14 protein-coding genes are annotated in these 17,158 nt (G+C 63.7%); 4 read left to right on the top strand and 10 right to left on the bottom strand.

The features are described from left to right. Nucleotides 1–11 precede the first annotated feature (11 nt). From L4X63_RS00385 to mltG, 3 genes are all read right to left on the bottom strand, one after another. The gene (locus tag L4X63_RS00385) at nt 12–1,145 is read right to left on the bottom strand and encodes an ABC transporter substrate-binding protein (protein WP_250676608.1); all 1,134 of its coding nucleotides are present in this window, start codon (nt 1,143–1,145) and stop codon (nt 12–14) included. A 328-nt stretch (nt 1,146–1,473) separates the two neighbouring features. After that, nucleotides 1,474–3,387, bottom strand: a complete 1,914-nt coding sequence (locus L4X63_RS00380; protein WP_250676607.1) for a response regulator — start codon at nt 3,385–3,387, stop codon at nt 1,474–1,476. Then, a complete protein-coding gene (gene mltG / locus L4X63_RS00375) occupies nt 3,384–4,496 on the bottom strand; it encodes an endolytic transglycosylase MltG (protein ID WP_502799888.1) in 1,113 nt (370 codons plus the stop codon). The genes L4X63_RS00380 and mltG overlap by 4 nt, the downstream gene beginning before the upstream one ends. Before the next feature lie 137 nt (nt 4,497–4,633). Here mltG and L4X63_RS00370 point away from each other — a divergent pair, with 137 nt between their 5' ends. After that, complete coding sequence (locus L4X63_RS00370) at nt 4,634–8,032, top strand: alpha-amylase family glycosyl hydrolase (protein ID WP_250676606.1); 3,399 nt, start codon at nt 4,634–4,636, stop codon at nt 8,030–8,032. 88 nt (nt 8,033–8,120) lie between these two features. Next, nucleotides 8,121–8,900, top strand: a complete 780-nt coding sequence (gene scpB / locus L4X63_RS00365) for a methylmalonyl-CoA decarboxylase (RefSeq protein WP_250676605.1) — start codon at nt 8,121–8,123, stop codon at nt 8,898–8,900. 71 nt (nt 8,901–8,971) lie between these two features. Here the strand turns inward: scpB and L4X63_RS00360 are convergent, their stop codons facing one another. From L4X63_RS00360 to L4X63_RS00350, 3 genes are all read right to left on the bottom strand, one after another. Next, on the bottom strand, nt 8,972–9,082 hold the full coding sequence (locus L4X63_RS00360) for an RCKP-type rubredoxin-like domain-containing protein (RefSeq protein WP_129127189.1): 111 nt from the start codon (nt 9,080–9,082) through the stop codon (nt 8,972–8,974). An 11-nt stretch (nt 9,083–9,093) separates the two neighbouring features. Further along, on the bottom strand, nt 9,094–10,572 hold the full coding sequence (locus L4X63_RS00355; RefSeq protein ID WP_250676604.1) for a M16 family metallopeptidase: 1,479 nt from the start codon (nt 10,570–10,572) through the stop codon (nt 9,094–9,096). Nucleotides 10,573–10,658: 86 nt separating this feature from the next. Further along, nucleotides 10,659–12,140, bottom strand: a complete 1,482-nt coding sequence (locus L4X63_RS00350) for a M16 family metallopeptidase (protein ID WP_250676603.1) — start codon at nt 12,138–12,140, stop codon at nt 10,659–10,661. A gap of 360 nt (nt 12,141–12,500) precedes the next feature. Between L4X63_RS00350 and L4X63_RS00345 the strand changes: the two genes are divergently transcribed. After that, nucleotides 12,501–12,875, top strand: coding sequence for a hypothetical protein (locus tag L4X63_RS00345; RefSeq protein ID WP_250676602.1), 375 nt, complete (start codon nt 12,501–12,503; stop codon nt 12,873–12,875). Here the strand turns inward: L4X63_RS00345 and L4X63_RS00340 are convergent, their stop codons facing one another. Beyond that, entirely contained in the window at nt 12,876–13,646 is a 771-nt protein-coding gene (locus L4X63_RS00340) for a nuclear transport factor 2 family protein (RefSeq protein ID WP_250676601.1), read from the bottom strand. It abuts the gene before it with no gap. Between the two features lie 199 nt (nt 13,647–13,845). Here L4X63_RS00340 and L4X63_RS00335 point away from each other — a divergent pair, with 199 nt between their 5' ends. Then, a complete protein-coding gene (locus L4X63_RS00335; RefSeq protein WP_250676600.1) occupies nt 13,846–14,445 on the top strand; it encodes an SRPBCC family protein in 600 nt (199 codons plus the stop codon). 9 nt (nt 14,446–14,454) lie between these two features. Here L4X63_RS00335 and L4X63_RS00330 read toward each other — a convergent pair whose 3' ends face one another. The 3 genes from L4X63_RS00330 to L4X63_RS00320 all read right to left on the bottom strand — a co-directional run bounded on the left by L4X63_RS00330 (nt 14,455) and on the right by L4X63_RS00320 (nt 17,142). Continuing rightward, nucleotides 14,455–15,537 carry an MlaD family protein gene (locus L4X63_RS00330; protein ID WP_250676599.1) on the bottom strand — a complete coding sequence of 361 codons (1,083 nt, stop codon included), beginning with the start codon at nt 15,535–15,537 and terminating at the stop codon, nt 14,455–14,457. Beyond that, entirely contained in the window at nt 15,534–16,310 is a 777-nt protein-coding gene (locus L4X63_RS00325; RefSeq protein ID WP_250676598.1) for an ABC transporter ATP-binding protein, read from the bottom strand. Before L4X63_RS00325 ends, L4X63_RS00330 begins: the two co-directional genes overlap by 4 nt. Before the next feature lie 70 nt (nt 16,311–16,380). Continuing rightward, a complete protein-coding gene (locus L4X63_RS00320; protein WP_250676597.1) occupies nt 16,381–17,142 on the bottom strand; it encodes an MlaE family ABC transporter permease in 762 nt (253 codons plus the stop codon). Nucleotides 17,143–17,158: the final 16 nt, after the last annotated feature.

Raw genomic sequence — 17,158 nt, 5'->3', positions numbered from 1 at the left:
CGCCGCTCCCCTTAGTCCTTCATCGGGACCAGCTTCCCGCCCTGCACGATGTACAGGTAGACGTTGTCCTGCCCGGTGTGGTCGGTCGGGGAGAAGGTGAGCTTGATGCCACCGAGATCGGCGTCCTTCATGCTCTCGTAGGCGTTGACGAAACCCTCCTTGGTGGGAGGATTGCCCGCCTTCTCCAGTGCCATCACCATCGACTTGGCCGCCATGCCCCCCTCGAGGCTGATGGTGTTGAACCCGACCTCCTCGGGATTCTTCTCGATTGCCTCCTTGCACTCCTTGGTGACCGGCAGCGAGAGATCGTCGAGGTCCGGGACGACCTGGCTCATCACAAGCCCTTCGGCGGCGTCGCCGGAGGCCTTCACCAGGTTGGAGCCCCCGGCAAAGGAGCAGGAGGCGAGATGGGCTTTGACCCCTTCCTTGCGGGCGAGCTTGATGAACTCGGCGCCCGGAGCGTACACCGCCCCTACGATGATGGCATCGGGTTTCCCCTCCATGACTGAGGCGAGCCCTGCGGTCACCGCCTTCGTGTTGCGCTCGAAGGAGCCCTTGGAGACCACGCTCAGGCCGTGGCGCTGCACCGCCTTTTCGGTGGAAACGAGCACGTCGGTCCCGAAGGCGTCGTTCTGGTAGAAGACCGCGAAGCGCTTGGCTCCCTTCTTGACCAGCGCGTCGACGATCTTGTCGATCTCCTGTTTATAGCTCGCCCTGATGTGGAGGACCTCCCTGATGAGCGGCTCCCGCAATTCGGTGGCGCCGGTGCGGGGATTGACGAAGGGGAGTTTGTACTCCTTGACGATGGGAAGGCTCGCCACGCAGTTGGGGGTGCCGACCGAGCCGACTACCGCGAATACCTTCTGTTCGTCCGCCAGCTTGAGAAGTCCGTCCACCGTTTTGTCCATGACCATCTGGTCGTCCACCACCACCAGTTGGAGTTTCCTGCCGTTGACGCCACCCTTGGCGTTGACCGCCTTGAAGTAGGCGTCGACGCCGACCTTCATCCCCCGCCCTGAACCTTTGTTGGCGCCGGTCTGGTCGTTGACCATGCCGATCTTGATGACGTCGCCAGCCGGTTCGGCGGCCTGGCCTGCTACCGCGCTGCAAAGAAGCACGGCGATGAGCAAAGCGATCCTCTTCATGGGATCCTCCTTTCCCGCTACCAGGGCAGGGAACTGCCCTGAGGTGGTCTTGCCTTTGGAATTGGGTTTAATGGGGGTACGGTTTGAATGCTTTAAATAATACAAACTAATGATCGAAGATCAAGGGCGGGTCAAAGGAAAGACGAGGCGATGGGGGGCTACTGGTCTGACTGGGGCGGGCAAGGCCGGGCGCGGCGAGCCTGCAGGAGTCGGCGGCGAGGAGAGGTGGGTGGTCGGGGGGGGCCGGGGGTGTGCCGGGGTGAGTCGAGTGAGCGCGCCACCGTCAGGGGGGGCGATGTGGTGGGGGGGGCGGGAGGCGGCCGGGGGATCAGCCGAAGATGCGTTTGAAAAGGCCTTTCTTCTCCGCTTCCTTGCGCTCGGCGATGATGGCGAGGCCCTTCTGGGCCAGCCGGTCGCGCGGGCTCGCCTTGAGCGCCTTCTGGAATTCTCCCTCGGCAAGCCCGTCCCTCCCTTCGTCCATGAGCATCCAGCCGCGGAAGGCGAAGGCCTCGGAGCACCGTCCCATCTGGAGACTCTTCGAGAGGAGCATGCGGGACTTCTCCTGGGCGGCGTGGGACCCCTTGTTGGAGGGATTGCGGTAGATGGACCAGGCGAGGAAGGCGCAGGTCACCGCGTCCTGCGGGTCGAGGGTGTAGGCCTCCTGAAGCGTCTTCTCGGCGTTGGCGTAATCCTCCATCTCCAGGAAGACCTTGCCGGACTGGAACTGTATCCGTGCCTGGAGCTGGTCTTCCTCACGGCCGGAACCGATGCTGTTTGCCTTCAGCATCTCGTCGTAGCGCTCCTTGGCGATGACGTTGGAGAGGGTGTTGTAGGCGTTGGCGTAGTGGGAGAGGACGTCCTGGGCGCGCGAGAGGGTGGCGCCGGAGAGCTCCATGAAACGTTCGGGGGAGTACTGCCGGGTCTTGGCGAAGTACGCTTCCTTCAAACCGGAGAAGCTGAAGGTGGCCTGGGTCAGCCCGAAGATCTCGTAATAGTTCTTGTCCTGGATGGCGGCGTAATCGCGCTGGACGTCCTGCTCGAAGGTGATCTCGCTGGCGGAGAGCGGCGCCGCCATCCCTTCCTCGCCGACCACCAGCTCGACCGAGTCGGAAACTTCCTCCACCAGGTCGTCGAAACTCATGGTCTCGCCGTCCCCGCCGTTGACCTCCTCGATCGGGGTGTTGAATAGGCGCTTCTGCGGGAAGTCGGCCTGCTCGCCCCCCTGGGGTGACGCCTCCAGAGAGATCATCCCCATCCGGACCAGGAAATCGATGAAGGAGGCCCGCTTTCCCTGGTCCTCCCCGTGCGAGACGAGGGCCGCAAGGTTGGCGCCGCGGCCGACCTGCTCGAGGAGCTCGATCTCATCGCGCCCCATGCTGAAGAGGTTGGCCAGCCGGAAGTACTCCTTGGTCTTGGCGGGAAAGAGGGGGCCGCGCTGCTGGAGGAAGGGGGCGATTTCGAAGCCGGTCGCCGCGCTGCGGGAGACCTGGTGCATGACGCGGGGAAGAAAGACCGGGGTAAGCGGAAGCTCCGGCTCGACCTTGCCGGGGACGAAGCGGGCACCCTGCTGCTGGTGAAGGGCGTCGCTCAGGGTCTTCACGAGGAAGAGCCGCGACTTGTCGAGGAGCTCGTCGTAGCTCAAAAGCCCCGCCTCGGTGAGCCCCAGCCGCGCTCCCCCGTGCTGGCGGTAGCGTTCGAGCTCCCCCTCGGCGACGGCGCCCCCGGAGACCAGGAAGCCGTGGAACCCTTCCGAGCTGCAGGAAATGGCTTCCCCGCCGACCACCGTCACGCTCGGCCCGCCGGAGAGCTGGAGGGTGCCGCTTTGGCGGTTACGGTAGAGCTCCACCAAAAGCTCGGCGAGATTTCGCTGTTTCTCACCCGCTGCCGCGGCCACCGCCTTCAGAAAATCCTCCTTGCCGAACGGCTTCTCCAGGTAGGCTTTCACCCCCAGCTTCAGCGCGGCCTGGGCATAGTTCCCGCCGCGGTAGACGCCGGTCATCACGATGACCTCGATCCCCTGGTACTGCGGGGTCCTGCGCACCGTCTTGAGGATCTCCACCCCGTTTATCCCGGGGAGCTTGAGATCGAGGATCAGCAGATCGACTCCGCCGGCGTTGATGGCCGCCAGGGCCGCGTTGCCGTCTGCCGCGGTGGCCACCCGGTGACCGAGCGATTCCAGAAAGCCGCGCAGCATCTCGCGAAGCCGCTCGTTATCCTCCGCCAGCAGAATTCGGCTGCTCATCGGCTCCCTCCCGGGGGTGCGCCCGGTGTTCTCAAAAACCTCCGCACCGCCTCGTTGTGGGCGGTGAGATCGCTGCTGAACTGGTGGCTCCCGTCGCCCCGGGCCACGAAGTAGAGGTAGGGGACCGGGGGATGGCTCAAGACCGCCTGGATGGCCTCCCTTCCGGGGTTGCCGATCGGCCCGGGAGGCAGTCCCGGGATCAGGTACGTGTTGTAAGGCGTCGCCCGCATGATATCCTGCTTGGTGACCTTGCCGCCGAAAGCCCTGACTCCGTAGGTCGCCGTCGGGTCGCTCTGCAGCCGCATCCCCTTTCTCAGACGGTTTTCGAAGACCGCTGCGATGAGCGGTTTTTCGATCGGGAGCACCGCCTCCTTTTCGACCATCGAGGCGAGGGTGAGGATCTCCCGGTGCGAGAGGTGGCGGGGAGCCGCCGGAGTAGTCTTGATGCAGCTCTCCAGCATGGCCCGCTGACGGGTCACCATTTCCCGCACCACGTCGCGTTCGCTCTTGCCGGGGAGCATGTTGTAGCTGCCGGGGTAGAGGTATCCTTCCACACTTTTAGCCCGGATACCGAGCTCTGCCAGGAGGGTGGGATCGCTGCAGGCGTCCAGGAAGGCCTCTTTCTTGAAGAAGCCCCGCTTTTCCATCATCTCCGCCACCTGGTAGCTCGAGTACCCCTCCGGAAGGGCGAAGATCCGCTGGTAGACGTCGCCGGAGATCATCTTGGCGAGGATCTGCCCCGGGTGCATGCCGTCGTGGAGCTGGTAGATCCCCGCCTTGATCCGCGAGTCCCCACCCCTGAAACGGGCGAGAAGGGTGAAGAGCCTAGCACTGCTGATCACGCCGCGGGACTCGAGGTCGGCGGCCAGGGCCCTAAGCGGGCGTCCCCGGCCGACCTCCACCAACTCTATGCGGCTTCCGTTGCCGGGAGAGACCTCGAGGAAGGTGACGATGCGGATGGCCGGGATGAGTATCAGTAGCAGAATCGCGGCAGCAACTTCCTTACGCCGCGTGCGCAGAATTTGTGTAATGCCTGAAACGGTAATGACGTCTTCCCTTTGTAAAAACGATGCCTTCGCTAAATATGCTAGATTTAGGTCAAATCGCAAACTGTGTCAAGGGTAAACCCGGCCGCATAGGCGGATGCTCTTCAGATTTCAAATTGTTAATAAATTTTAGTAAAGACAGTGGCCGAAATCCGTTGTATGATGTATGGCCTTAACCACTCCATCAGGACGAGGTGCCTATGAAGCAGAGATTTGTGAACTCCGATTATTTTCCCTTCGACATACAGATCTCCGCCGAGTGCGGCGTTCGCATAGGGCTGCGGAACCTTCTGGAGGAGCTCGGGACCGTCCCCGGCATCATCTACACCCGGCGGGTGGCCGCCCGCGTCAACCGCGAGGTCGCGGCGGGCGAGCCGCGGGTCCAGCCGGGGCTTCTCCATCTTTACGGCATGCTGAACCGGGTCTTCCGCTACGTCATCGGCCAGTACTGCATCGAGCAGCAGCCACGGGTGCTCGTGAAGGTGGCCGAGCGGGCGGGCTATCCCTCCTTCTCCGGAGAGGCGGGCCAATCCATGCTCCGCTTCATGGAGCTCTTCCCCTCCCGCCGGATGGTGCTGGGGGAGGAGACCGCGGCGGGCTACCTCGCTGCCGATGACGACTCCCTGACCCGGCGCTCCTCGCTGGCCGGGGAGCTCCTCCTCCTGATGCTGTGCGGCGAGAACCGGGCCGTCGACGAGTTCCGCCGGCTCTTCGATGCCAGCGGCCTCGAGGAGACCTCCCCCTACCGGACGGTGACCGGCAAGCTCGACCGCCGGCTCGCCGAGGCCCCTCCCTTCCAGCCGGTGGGGGTACCGCTCCCCGAGCTCTTGAGGGCTCCCCTCAAGGCTTCCCCCGGCTCTCTCACCGGCCAGATCGCCTACATCAAGGAACACTGGGCGTCGTTTCTCCCCGCCGACCTGCTGGCCGAGCTGACCACCGCCCTCGATATCGTCGCCCAGGAGCAGCGCTCCTTCTTCCAGGGCCGCGGCGGGGCCGGGACCGACGTGCTCCGTTTCGGCCGCTTAGGGAAAGGGGGAGACTATCCCGAATACGAACGCTTCTCCCCCGACGCCGACTGGATGCCCAACGTCGTAATGATCGCCAAGATGGTCTACGTCTGGCTCGACCAGCTCTCCCGCTACTACCAGCGCGAGGTGCGCACCCTCGACCAGATCCCGGACGCCGAGCTCGACAGGCTCTCCCGCTGGGGCTTCACGGCGCTCTGGCTGATCGGCATCTGGGAGCGCTCCCCTTCCTCGCAGAGCATCAAGCACATAAGCGGCAACGTCGACGCCATCTCCTCGGCCTACTCGCTCTACGACTACGTGATCGCCAACGACCTGGGGGGGGAGTGGGCACTGGACAACCTGAAAAGGCGCTGCGCAGCCCGCGGGATCCGGCTCGCCTCCGACATGGTCCCCAACCACACCGGGCTCTTCTCGAAGTGGACGATGGAGCATCCAGACTGGTACGTCCAGCTCGACTATCCCCCCTATCCGGACTACCAGTTCAACGGCCCCGATCTGTCGGCGGACGGGAGGATCGGCCTCTTCATCGAGGATGGTTATTGGGACAAGCGGGACGCGGCGGTGGTCTTCAAGCACCTCGACCGGGGTAACGGCCGGGTCCGCTACATCTACCACGGCAACGACGGCACCTCGACCCCCTGGAACGACACCGCGCAGCTGAACTACCTCCTCCCCGAGGTCCGCGAGGCGGTCATCCAGACCATCCTCCACGTAGCGCGCCAGACCCCGATCATCCGCTTCGACGCCGCCATGACGCTCGCCAAGAAGCACTACCAGCGCCTGTGGTATCCCCTCCCGGGCCACGGCAGCGGTGTCCCTTCCCGCGCCGAGCACGGCATGGACCAGGAGGCTTTCGACCGGGTCTTCCCGGAGGAGTTCTGGCGCGAGGTGGTGGACCGGGTGGCGGTGGAAGCCCCCGACACCCTCCTTTTGGCCGAGGCCTTCTGGCTCATGGAGGGATACTTCGTCCGGACGCTGGGGATGCACCGGGTCTACAACTCCGCCTTCATGAACATGCTGAAGATGGAGGAGAACGCCAAGTACCGGCAGACCCTGAAAAACGTCCTCGAGTTCGAGCCGGAGATCCTCAAGCGCTTCGTCAACTTCATGAACAACCCCGACGAGCGGACCGCCGTCGACCAGTTCGGCAAGGAGGGGAAATACTTCGGCGCCACCCTGCTTTTGGTCACCATGCCGGGGCTCCCGATGTTCGGCCACGGCCAGGTCGAGGGGTTCCACGAGAAGTACGGGATGGAGTACAAACGGGCCTACTGGGACGAGCCGGTCGACCAGGACCTGGTGCGGCGGCACGAGACCCACATCTTCCCGCTCATGCGCCGGCGCCACATCTTCTCCGGCTCCGACCAGTTCGTCCTCTACGACTTCTACAGCGGCAGCCAGGTGGACGAGAACGTCTTCGCCTACTCGAACCGCGCGGGAAACGAGCGCGGCCTCGTCCTCTACAACAACCGCTACGGCTCCACCGCCGGCTGGATCCGCTACTCCTGCGCCATCCTCAGGAAGGACGTAAGCGGCGGGAGCCGGCTCGTGCAGCGAAGCCTCGGTGAGGCGCTCGACTTCAACGGCGACGGCCGCCACTACTACCGCTTCCGCGATTTCGGCTCGGGACTGAGCTACCTGAGAAACGGCCGCGATCTCTGGGAGCAGGGACTCTACGTGGAGATGGATGCCTACGAATACCACGCCTTCGTCGACTTCGAGGAGATCCGGGACGACGACTACGGCACCTGGGGGACCCTCTGCTACCGGCTCAACGGCGCCGGGGTGGAGAGCCTTGACGAGGAGGTAAAGCAGATCCGCTACGGCGCGGCCAACGACGCGCTGCGGGCGCTGCTCGCCAAGCTCGCCTCGGCAGCGGGCGAGCCGGGCGAGGAGGCGGAAACCATGATCCCGCTGGTCGAGCCTCTTCTGGCCGGCTTCCTGAAAACCCTGGCCCCGGACGCTACCGGCAAGGCCCAGCGCTCCCTGCTGGTCTCTTTCGGAACCGGGATCACCGCGGCCCTCAAGGATGGGATGGCCGATCCGGCCGCCGATCCCCAAGGGTGGCTCCTTTTGAACGCCTTCCTGATCCTGCACCGGATCGCCGGGCTCTTCGACGGCGAGGATGCCCCTTCCCAGGCGCACGAGGCGTTCGATCACTTCGGCCTCGGCCGTCCGTTGGTGGAGGCCTTCGCCTCGCTCCCCGAGCCGGCCGCAACCGCGGTTCAGCTCTCCCCCGTCGACTGGAGCGACCTTCTCCGGGTGCTGCTGCGGCACCAGGAGTTCCTGGCCGGTTACAGCCAAGAGGGTGAACGGGAGACCCTGACGGAGCTTATGGAGGAACCGGCGGCAGGAGGCTTCATCCTGCTCCACGAAAGCGACGGGGTCGAGTGGTTCAACAAGGAGCGCTTCGAGATCCTCCTCGACTGGCTCACCCGCATCGCCAGCTACGCCAAGCCCGGGGGCGAGGACCCCGAGGCCGTGGCGGCCCGCCTGGCCGAGCTGGCGGCGGTGGCCGGTTACCGCCTCGACCATTTCCTCGAACAGCTGAAGAGTGCCTCCCCCGCCTGACGTATGCCGCCCGTTTGGTAGAATGTGAGGGTGCCGCGAGCCCGTTACCGGCGGAGCTCGCGGCGATTCACACCCAAGGGGGCCCTCCATGGCGATCATCAATACCCAGTTGCAGGACAACATCGGCACCATCACCTTCAACAATCCCGAGCACCGCAACGTCCTCAGCAAGGAGCTCATCAACGAGACCCTGCAGTCCATCGGCGCGCTTCAGAAGGGGAAGATGCGGGTGCTGATCATCCGGGCCCTCAAGGGATCGAAGGTCTGGTCGGCCGGGCATGACGTGCACGAGCTCCCCATGCCGGGGCGCGACCCGCTGAGCTACCACGATCCCCTGGTGACCGTTTTGAGGTCCATCCAGAGCCTCCCCATCCCGGTCATCGCCATGATCGAGGGGAGCGTCTGGGGAGGCGCCTGCGACCTCGCGCTCTCCTGCGATATCCAGATCGGCTGCCAGACCTCCTCCTTCTGCATGACTCCCGCGAAGATCGGGGTGCCGTACAACGTCACCGGGATCCTGCACTTCATGAACATCATGGGGGTCAACGTGGCCAAGGAGATGTTCTTCACCGCCCAGCCCCTCTCCGCCGAGCGGGCCTACCAGTCCGGCCTTTTGAACCACCTGGTGGACGTGGACGACTTGGAGAACTTCACCTACGACCTGGCGGCCAGCATCACCAAGAACAGCCCCTTGAGCATCGGGGTCATCAAGGAGCAGATCCGGCTTTTGGCGAGCGCCCACCCGCTCAACCCGGTCACCTTCGAACGGGTGCAGGGGCTCAGGCGGACGGTCTACGACAGCAAGGATTACGCGGAAGGGATCAAGGCCTTCCTGGAGAAACGGACGCCGCACTTCTCGGGGGACTAGGGGGGGGGGCAATAAAAAGGCCGGGGGCATACGCCTCCGGCCTTTTCTGTAGGGCAGGTTACAACCGCTGCTTATTCCTCAGCTTTCTCGAAGTTCCCCTTCTCCTGGCACTGGGGGCACTTCTGCGGTTTGCATCTTCCTTCCTTGGTGAATCCACAGCTCTTGCATTTCCACGTTGCCATAATACTTCCTCCTATTTAATGGTCAGGCTTATTTCGCGCACGCTCCCGAATTCGGAGAGCGGCCTGTCGAACTTTTTCTCGTCACCCACCACCACCAGCTTCATCGCCTCCGGCTGGAGATACTTCCTGGCCACCCTCAGGACGTCCTCCTTGGTGACCTTGGCGACGTTGTCGCGGAAGTTCTCCAAAAAGCCCGGGGGGTACCCGTAGAACTCGAGCCGTGCCTGCTGGTTGACCACCACGTCGCTCCTTTCAAATCCGAAGATGAAGGAGTTGACGATGTGGTCCTTGGCGAGTTTGAGCTCGGCGTCGGTGACCTCGTTTTTGGTCATCTCCTCGACGATCTGGCGGATGAGCTCGATGGTCTTGGCGGTGGTTTCCGTCTTGGTTTCCGTCTCGATCACGAATGGGGCGGGGAGGCGCCGGCCGGTCTCGAAGTAGCTCTCCACGTTATAGGCGAGTCCGCGGTCGGAGCGGATCTGCTGGGTGAGCCGCGAAGTGAAGCCCCCTCCCAGGATGTAATCCATCACCTTGATCGCGTAGAGGTCGGGATTGTTCTTGTCGATCCCCAGGTGCCCCATCCGGATCACCGACTGGTTGACCTCCTTCTGGGCGTGCAGCACCTCGGGAGTCTTGTCCTCCACCGGCATCGGGAAGTTCCGCACCGGCTGGCGGTGGTCCGGCCAGGAGGCGAAGAGCCGGTTGAGCTCGGCGAGGATCTTCACCCGGTCGAAGTCGCCGGAGACCGCCAGCATGGTGTTGCCGGGGTAGAAGTAGCGCTGGTGGAAGGCTTTGAGGTCGTCGCGGGTGATAGCGCGGACCGAGGCGATGGTAGGCATCCTTCCCAGCGGGTGTCCCGCGTAGATCGCCTTCGTGAGCTCCCGGCCGGCGATCCCCTTCGGATCGTCGTTCTGGCGCCGGATCCCCTCGATGGCGCGGTTTCTCTCCTTCTCGAAGCGGGCGGCATCGAAGGCCGGTTTGGTCATCACCTCGGCAAAGAGGGTGAGGGTGCGGTCGAGGTTCCTGGTCAGGGTGGACATGGAGACGGTCGCGTGGTCGGCGTTGATCGAGGACTCGATGGAGGAGGCCATGAACTCAAGTTCCTGGTCGAGCTTGCCGGGCGGGGTGGAAAGAGTCCCCCCGTCGCGGATGGCGGCCCCGGCCAGCGACGCGAGACCCACCTTGTCGTCGGGCTCGAAGATGCTCCCCCCGCTCAGGTAGGCGGTGATCTGGACCAGCGGGAGCTCATGGTCCTGGAGGAGGTAAACGACGATGCCGTTATCGAGCACCACCCGCTCGCTCTTGGGGAGCTGGAATTTCAGGGCCGGGAAGGCCATGGTGCGGGGATTGGCGAGCTCGGCCGCGGCCTTGGCGGTCCCGGCGGAGGCTCCCGGCGTGGTGGCGCAACCGGCCGCAGCCAGGGCGGCCACCCCGAGGATCAGGGTGCGGGTCGCGCGGAACAAAGATTTCGATGTCAGAGGTGCAATCATCTGCTGCTCCCTTGATGAATGGTATATCGGGCACCCCACCCTTGGATGGGCGAGGGGATACTATAAGCTCCTGCGCGGGCAGGGGATCACTGTTTCTTGGTCAGGTAGCCGACGTTCCGGTTCTCTTTGGTGAAGTACTGGTTGGCGACCCGCATCACGTCCTGGGGGGTGATGGCCGCCACCTTCTGGCGGTGTTCGATCAGGTAGCGCCAGGTCCCGGCGACCGCCTCGTACTCGGTGAGGTTTCTCGCCAGGCCGCCGTTGGAAGCCATCTGGCGCGACTCCTCCGCCTCCAGCTGGTTGAGGATCTGCTGCAGTTCGCGGGCGGTCATCGGCTCCTTCTTCAGCCGCTCCAGCTCCTCGTCGATCGACTTCTCCACCTCGGCCACGCTATGGGGAGCGAGCGGGGTGGCGGAGATGATGAAGAGGTTGGGATAGCGGCTTCCCGGCGCGGTGAAGCTGGAGACCGAGGTGGCGATCTGCTGCTCCATGACCAGCTTCTTGTAGAGCCTCGAGGTGCGCCCGCTGGTCAACAGCATGTCGATGACGTCGAAGACGTAGTCGTCGAAGGCGGGGAGGGTCGGCTTGTGGAAGCCGACGTACAGCTCCGCCTCCGCGTCCCCGATCACCTCGGTCCGCTTCTCACCCGCCTGCTGCGGCTCCTCCACGGTCACCGGCGGGACCGGTTGGCCGGGGGGGATGTTGCCGAAGTACTTCTCGATGAGCGCTATCGCCTGGGACGGCTCGAAATCCCCCACCAGGGCCATGATGGCGTTGTTGGGCGCGTAGTACTTGTGGAGGAACCTCTCCGCCTTGGTCCGGGTCAGCTGCTCGATGTCCGACATCCAGCCGATGGTCGGCTGGCCGTTAGGGTGCGCGTTGAAGGCATCGGCGATGAAGGTCTCCCAGAGTTTCCCTTCCGGCTCCGCGTCGTAGGAGCGGCGGCGCTCCTCCTTGACCACCTTCATCTCGGTGTAGAACTCGCGGAGCACCGCGTTCTGCATCCGGTCCGACTCGATGGCCGCCCAGAGCTCGAGCTTGTTGGAGGGGAGGTTGATGATGTAGGTGGTGCCGTCCTTGCTGGTGAAGGCGTTGTACCCGGTGGCACCGTTTCTCGCGTAGATATCCGCGAATTCTTCCTTGACGACGTACTTCTCCCCTTCCTTCTCGAGCCGGTTGAGATCCGCTGTCAGCTTGGCCACCACCTTGGGATCGGCCTTGTCCTTCTTGGCCTCTTCGGCCATTAGGGCTTGGGCGGTCTTCTCGATCTGGTCCAGGACCGGCTTTTCGGCCGCGTAGTCACGGGTCCCGAGCGTCTTGGTCCCCTTGAAGAGCATGTGCTCGAGCAGGTGCGCAAGCCCCCGCTCGTCGCTCCGCTCGTCGACGCTCCCCACCTTGAAGCGGATCCAGGCCGCCACCGTGGGGGAGGTGTGGCGGGGGACCATGAGAACCTTCATGCCGTTTTTCAACGTGTATTCCTGCACTTTGTCGGCCAGACCCTGCGCGAAACTGGTTGCCGAAAGGAGCAACAAGGCGCAGGCGGCCGCGGTGCTGAGCACTCTCTTCATGATAACCTCGGGCCTTCTCTATTCATCTGCAAATGAGGAAAAAGATAACACCAACCAATAGCTTATGCAACGTCCACGGCGAGGCTTCTCCTGCCATTTGGCGGCCTCGCCGCGGTCCTTTGGCGTCCGGCCGGGAGGGTGGCTGTTCAATCGTTGATGGGGGGTGCTGTTCAAAAAGGCCGCAGTTTCGGGTAAATCGGATCGGCAAGGGATGGAATGCCAGTGATTGCCGCGCTCTAAGTGCCGGTGAAATAAAGGGAAATCGATTAAGGAAAAATAACTGCGGGCCCCGCCGGTTTTGGACCCTTTTGTGCTGAGGGAGATATCGAGCTTCGAGACGACAGTTGCCAGGAGGGCGTGATGACACTTTTGCCGGCATTGATGATCACCGTCACCTTTACCACTTTCGTAATCATGGTTCCCAGGATGTACATCGCCTGGCTGAACGCGGAATGGATGATCGAAGAGGAAGAGGTGGAACTGGTGAAGGTGCTGTTGGAGATGGAACAGGACTGGGTTAAGCGCCACGTGGGCTCGGCGATTGCCGGAGTGGTGGTGGCCATCATCCTCTCCCGTTTCCAGGACGGCGATGTCTCCCCCGGCGCCCTTACCAAGTGCGTCGGGATCTACGCCACCAGCGCCTTGGTGCTCGCGGTGGCGGAGTCGCTGATCGCCCAGAAGATCGGGCGCTGGCTGGACGAGATACCGGTCAAGGTGAAGGTCCGCGCCGAGTAGCTAGTCCCCGATCCACCATCCCCGGACGGCGAAGCACTTGGAATCGCTCGTACGGTCGGGATGGCACTCGAATTCGAAGAGGTTCCAGGGGGTCAGTTGCTGCAGCGGCTCCCCGAACCACTGCAGGACGTCCTCCGAGGCAACCAGCTCTTCCCGCGGGGGGAGGAACACCGCGACGTCCTCGGACGCACGGCGCTCCAGCAGGACCAGGGTGTAGGAAGTCTGGTACTCGACCCGCAGGACCCGTCCCTCCACGTTAACCGTCTTTTCCGGATCGAGGTTGGCCGGAGTATAGACGAGGTCGGGAGCGGCGCTGACGGTCCCCGGCCTCCCCCAGTTCACTACGGCATCGATCTTCCACTCCCCCGATTCCTTCTTCAAGGCTACCGACTCCCGCACGGCCGAACGCGGACGCTCTGCTTTCCACTCGTCCAGGGTGGGGGCAACCCCCTCCAGGTAGAGCGTCACGCTGCTGCGGTCTCTTTTCAATTTCCAGCTGACATGCTGAATGGTGTAGGAATCGGGGGCCAGCGAGCGGGCCTTGAGCAGGAAACCTTCCTGCGCATCCATCGCCAGGTTCTGCTCCCGCTTGATCCGCTGCTCGTCTTCAGTGTAGAGCGACATCAGCTTTTCGAAATCGCCCGTCCTGGCCGCGGCACAGTATTCGTCGAAGACCTGCGCCGCCTCGGAGAGGTCGTCTCCCCACGCCGGGCACGAAGCGCCCGTCACCACCATCCACGCCACTGCCAACGCCGCTGGACGTATCCGCACTATGAGCCTCCTTCGAGGTCGCCCCACTCCAGCCGTCAACTAACGGTCCGGAACCCCTCTCCCCTTGTCAATGGAGCAGGCAGACAGGTTACGGTACTGGACGGATCTCCTTTCTTGAATGAATCGGCCATCGCGTGTATTGTGTTGAGCGTTTTTTACTGACAACGGCAAGGGAACTTCTGTGGATAGAGCCGGTAGCATGCGATGGCTTCCTCTGTTGGCGGGCCTGCTTCTTTCCCTGTCACTCTTCCAGGCTACGGCAGGCGCGGACGAGTGGAGGCATCTTCGCACGAGGCACGGGCTGGCCGTGATGGGGCGGCCGGTGGAGGGGGCACGGTTCATGGAGTTGAGGATCGAGACCTCGACCGGGACCCCGAGCGCGAAGCTCGTCTCCTACCTCATGGGGCCCTACATCGACGAGGCGGACCCGGGGATGACGAGAAAGATCCTGGAGCGCTCGGCCGAGGCGGCGGCCTGGACCGATCTCATCAAGACGCCGGTGCTCTCCGACCGCTGCGCTTCCGCCCGCACCTGGGTGAGGCGGGAGGCCAACGGGACGGTGGAGGTCGAGTTCGAGAGCCGGGACGAGTGGTCGAGAGGAAAGCCCGCTCCCGGCTGCGTTGCCATCCGGGCCCGTGGGCGCTGGGTACTGAGGCCCGCGGCCGGCGGGACCAGGATCACCTACACCATCCTCGCCGACCCCGGTGGGAGCGTCCCCGTTTTCCTGGTGCGGGGGATGATGGAGGACGACGCCTTGAACCGGGTGCGGAGAGTGGTCGCCGAGGCGGCGAAGTTGTAGGAGCCCGGCCTAGAAGAGGGAAAACTTGAAGTAGCGCTTGGGATGCTCGCGGACGTCCTTCAGAAGCGAATTGAGATCGTCCACCGCACCGTTGAGATTGTCGTAGAGAACTCGCTCGTTCACCAGCCTGCCGGCCGTCCCCTGGCCGCTCTTCACCCGTTCCATCACTTCCTCAAGCGTAGCCATCGACCGGTCGGCCCTCTCGATGGCCGCCACCCCCTTGTCGTAGAACTCCCGGTCCTGGACCAGCTTCCCGATGGTTCCCTGCGGCGAGAGGAGCTTCACGTTCAGGGCGTGCATGTCGTCGGCGGCCTGACGGCTCTTGTCGGCCAGCGAGAGGAGCTTGTCGTAGAGCGCGCGGTCGTGGATCAGCAGGTTCATGGTCCCCTGGCCGTTCTGGAAATCGGCCAGGGTGCGGTCGGCCCGCTCGAGGGTGCTCACCAGCTTCTCGTAGATCTCGGGGTTGCGGTTGAGCTTGCCGATGGTCCCTTGCCCCTTGTTGGCGGTGGCGACGAAGGTGTTCATCTCGGCGGTCAACTGGGTCAGGTTCTGGTAGAGCCTGGGGTCGGCGATCATCTGTCCCATCGTCCCTTTCCCGTTGACGATCTTCTCCATGGTGGCGTTGAGGTTGTCGAAGGCGGTAGCGGCCTTTTGCATCACGTCGTCGAGCTTCGGGACGTTGGTCCCGTAGACACGGGTCAACGGGACGGTCACCAGGTGGCCGCTCGGGGTGATGTCGACGTACTTCTCCCCCATCAGGCCGCGGGTCTTGATGGTGATCACCGAATCCTTGCCGATCTTCTTCTGCGACTCCTTCTCCACCTCAAGCTGGATCTCCACGTTGTTGTTCGCCTCGGGATGCTCGAAGTGAATCGCGCGCACCACCCCTATCTCTACCCCCGCCAGCCAGACCGGGGCCCCTTCCTTGAGCCCCGCCACGTCGGTCATGATCAGGGAGACCTTCCCCTTGGAGATAAACATCTTGGTCTTCTCCCCCAATAGGAGGATGCCCAGGCAGAGGAGCACGAGGGCCACCACCACGAAGATCCCGATCCTGAGCTGGGAGCGCGCTATGTTCTCGCTACGGTTCATGCCGTGGTCCTTTCTGGGGAAGTGTAGGCGAAGAGGGAGCGGGGGGTAGGGGAGAGGAACTCCCTGGTCACCTCCATCCCGGCCGCCATCAGCTCTTCCCGGGTCCCCTCGAAGACCAGGCGGGCCTCGTGGAGAAAGGAGAATCGCTGGGAAACCTGGAAGGCGGTGTGCAGGTCGTGGGTCACCATCAGGGTGGTCTTCCCCTGCTGCTGCAGGCGCCTCATCAACTCGCAGATGTTGTAGACCCCGATGGGATCGAGGCCGGTGGTCGGCTCGTCGAACAGGATGTAGCCGGGATCGGCGGCAAGGGCCCGCGCGATGGCCACCCGCTTCTTCATCCCTCCCGAAAGCTCGGCAGGGTAAAGGTCGATGGCGTCCTCCAGCCCCACGAAGCCGAGCTTTTCCAGTACGACCCGCTCGATCTCGGCCGGGTTTTTGGTCCCCTGCTCGATCAGCCGGTACCCGACGTTCTCCCCCACCGTCATCGAGTCGAAGAGGGCGCCCCCCTGGAAGACGACCGCGATGGGGCGGCGCACCTCGCGAAGCCTCGCCTCGGAGAGTCCGGTGATCTCGGTGCCGTCGATGGTGATGCTTCCGCTGTTGGGAGGGATGAGCCCCAGGATGAGCTTGAGGATGGTGGTCTTGCCGGCGCCGGAGACGCCGAGGATGGTGCGGTTCACCCCGCGGTCGAGGGAGAGGTCGAAGTCCTGGAGGATCAAGCGGCCGCCGACGCTGTAGGTCACCTTGTCGAGTCTGATTCCTGTGGAGGGCATGATCCCCATCCTCACCCTGTCCATCACCACTGCCCCTCTCCCCAGAAGGGGCGAGGGAATGTCTGCCCGGTCACCTGAAGGCGATGAAGATCTTGGTCAGGAAGAAGTCGGCGACCAGGATCAGCACCGAGGAGAGGACCACCGCCCGTTTCGCGGAGCTGCCGACCCCTTCGGCGCCGCCGCGGGTGCTCAGGCCGACCTGGCACCCGATCATCGCGATGATCACCCCGAAGAAGGCCGGTTTGGCGAGCCCCTCGAACATGTCCTGCAGCGCCATGAACTGCGGTATTGAGTGCAGGTACATGATGAGGTTGACCCCCGACCCGGCGGCCATCAGGTACCCGCCGAAGAGGGCGACGGTGTCGGTCACCACCGCCAAAAGGGGAAGCGCCACCAGGATAGCCTTCAGCCGCGAGACCACCAGGCGCTTGACGATGTCCGTCCCCTCCACCCGCATGGCGTCCACCTGCTCGGTGACTACCATGGTGCCGAGCTCGGCGGTGATGGCGGAGCCGACCCGCCCGGTGACCATCAAAGCGGAGAGGACCGGCCCGAGCTCCTTCACCATCACCATGGCCACCATTCCCCCGACGTAGCTGGTGGCGGCGAACGGTTTGAGCTGGATAAGCGCCTGGAGCGACATCACCATCCCGGTGAAAAGCCCGGTCAGGAGAATGATAAAGAGGGAGCCGACCCCGATCTTGTCGAGCTGGGTCACGAACTCCCTCTGGTAGTAAGGCTTTTGAAAGATACCGGTTATGGCGCGCAGGGTGAGTGCCGCAATGGCCCCGGTCTCCCGGAAGATCTCCTGCACCCTGGTGCTGATTGTCATGGATCGATCGGGCATC

It is taken from the genome of Geomonas sp. Red32 (assembly GCF_023652955.1).
In the GTDB taxonomy this organism is placed as follows: Bacteria; Desulfobacterota; Desulfuromonadia; order Geobacterales; family Geobacteraceae; genus Geomonas.
The sequence above is the reverse complement of the archived record's forward strand: the minus strand, read 5'-3'. Positions and strand labels throughout refer to the sequence as shown.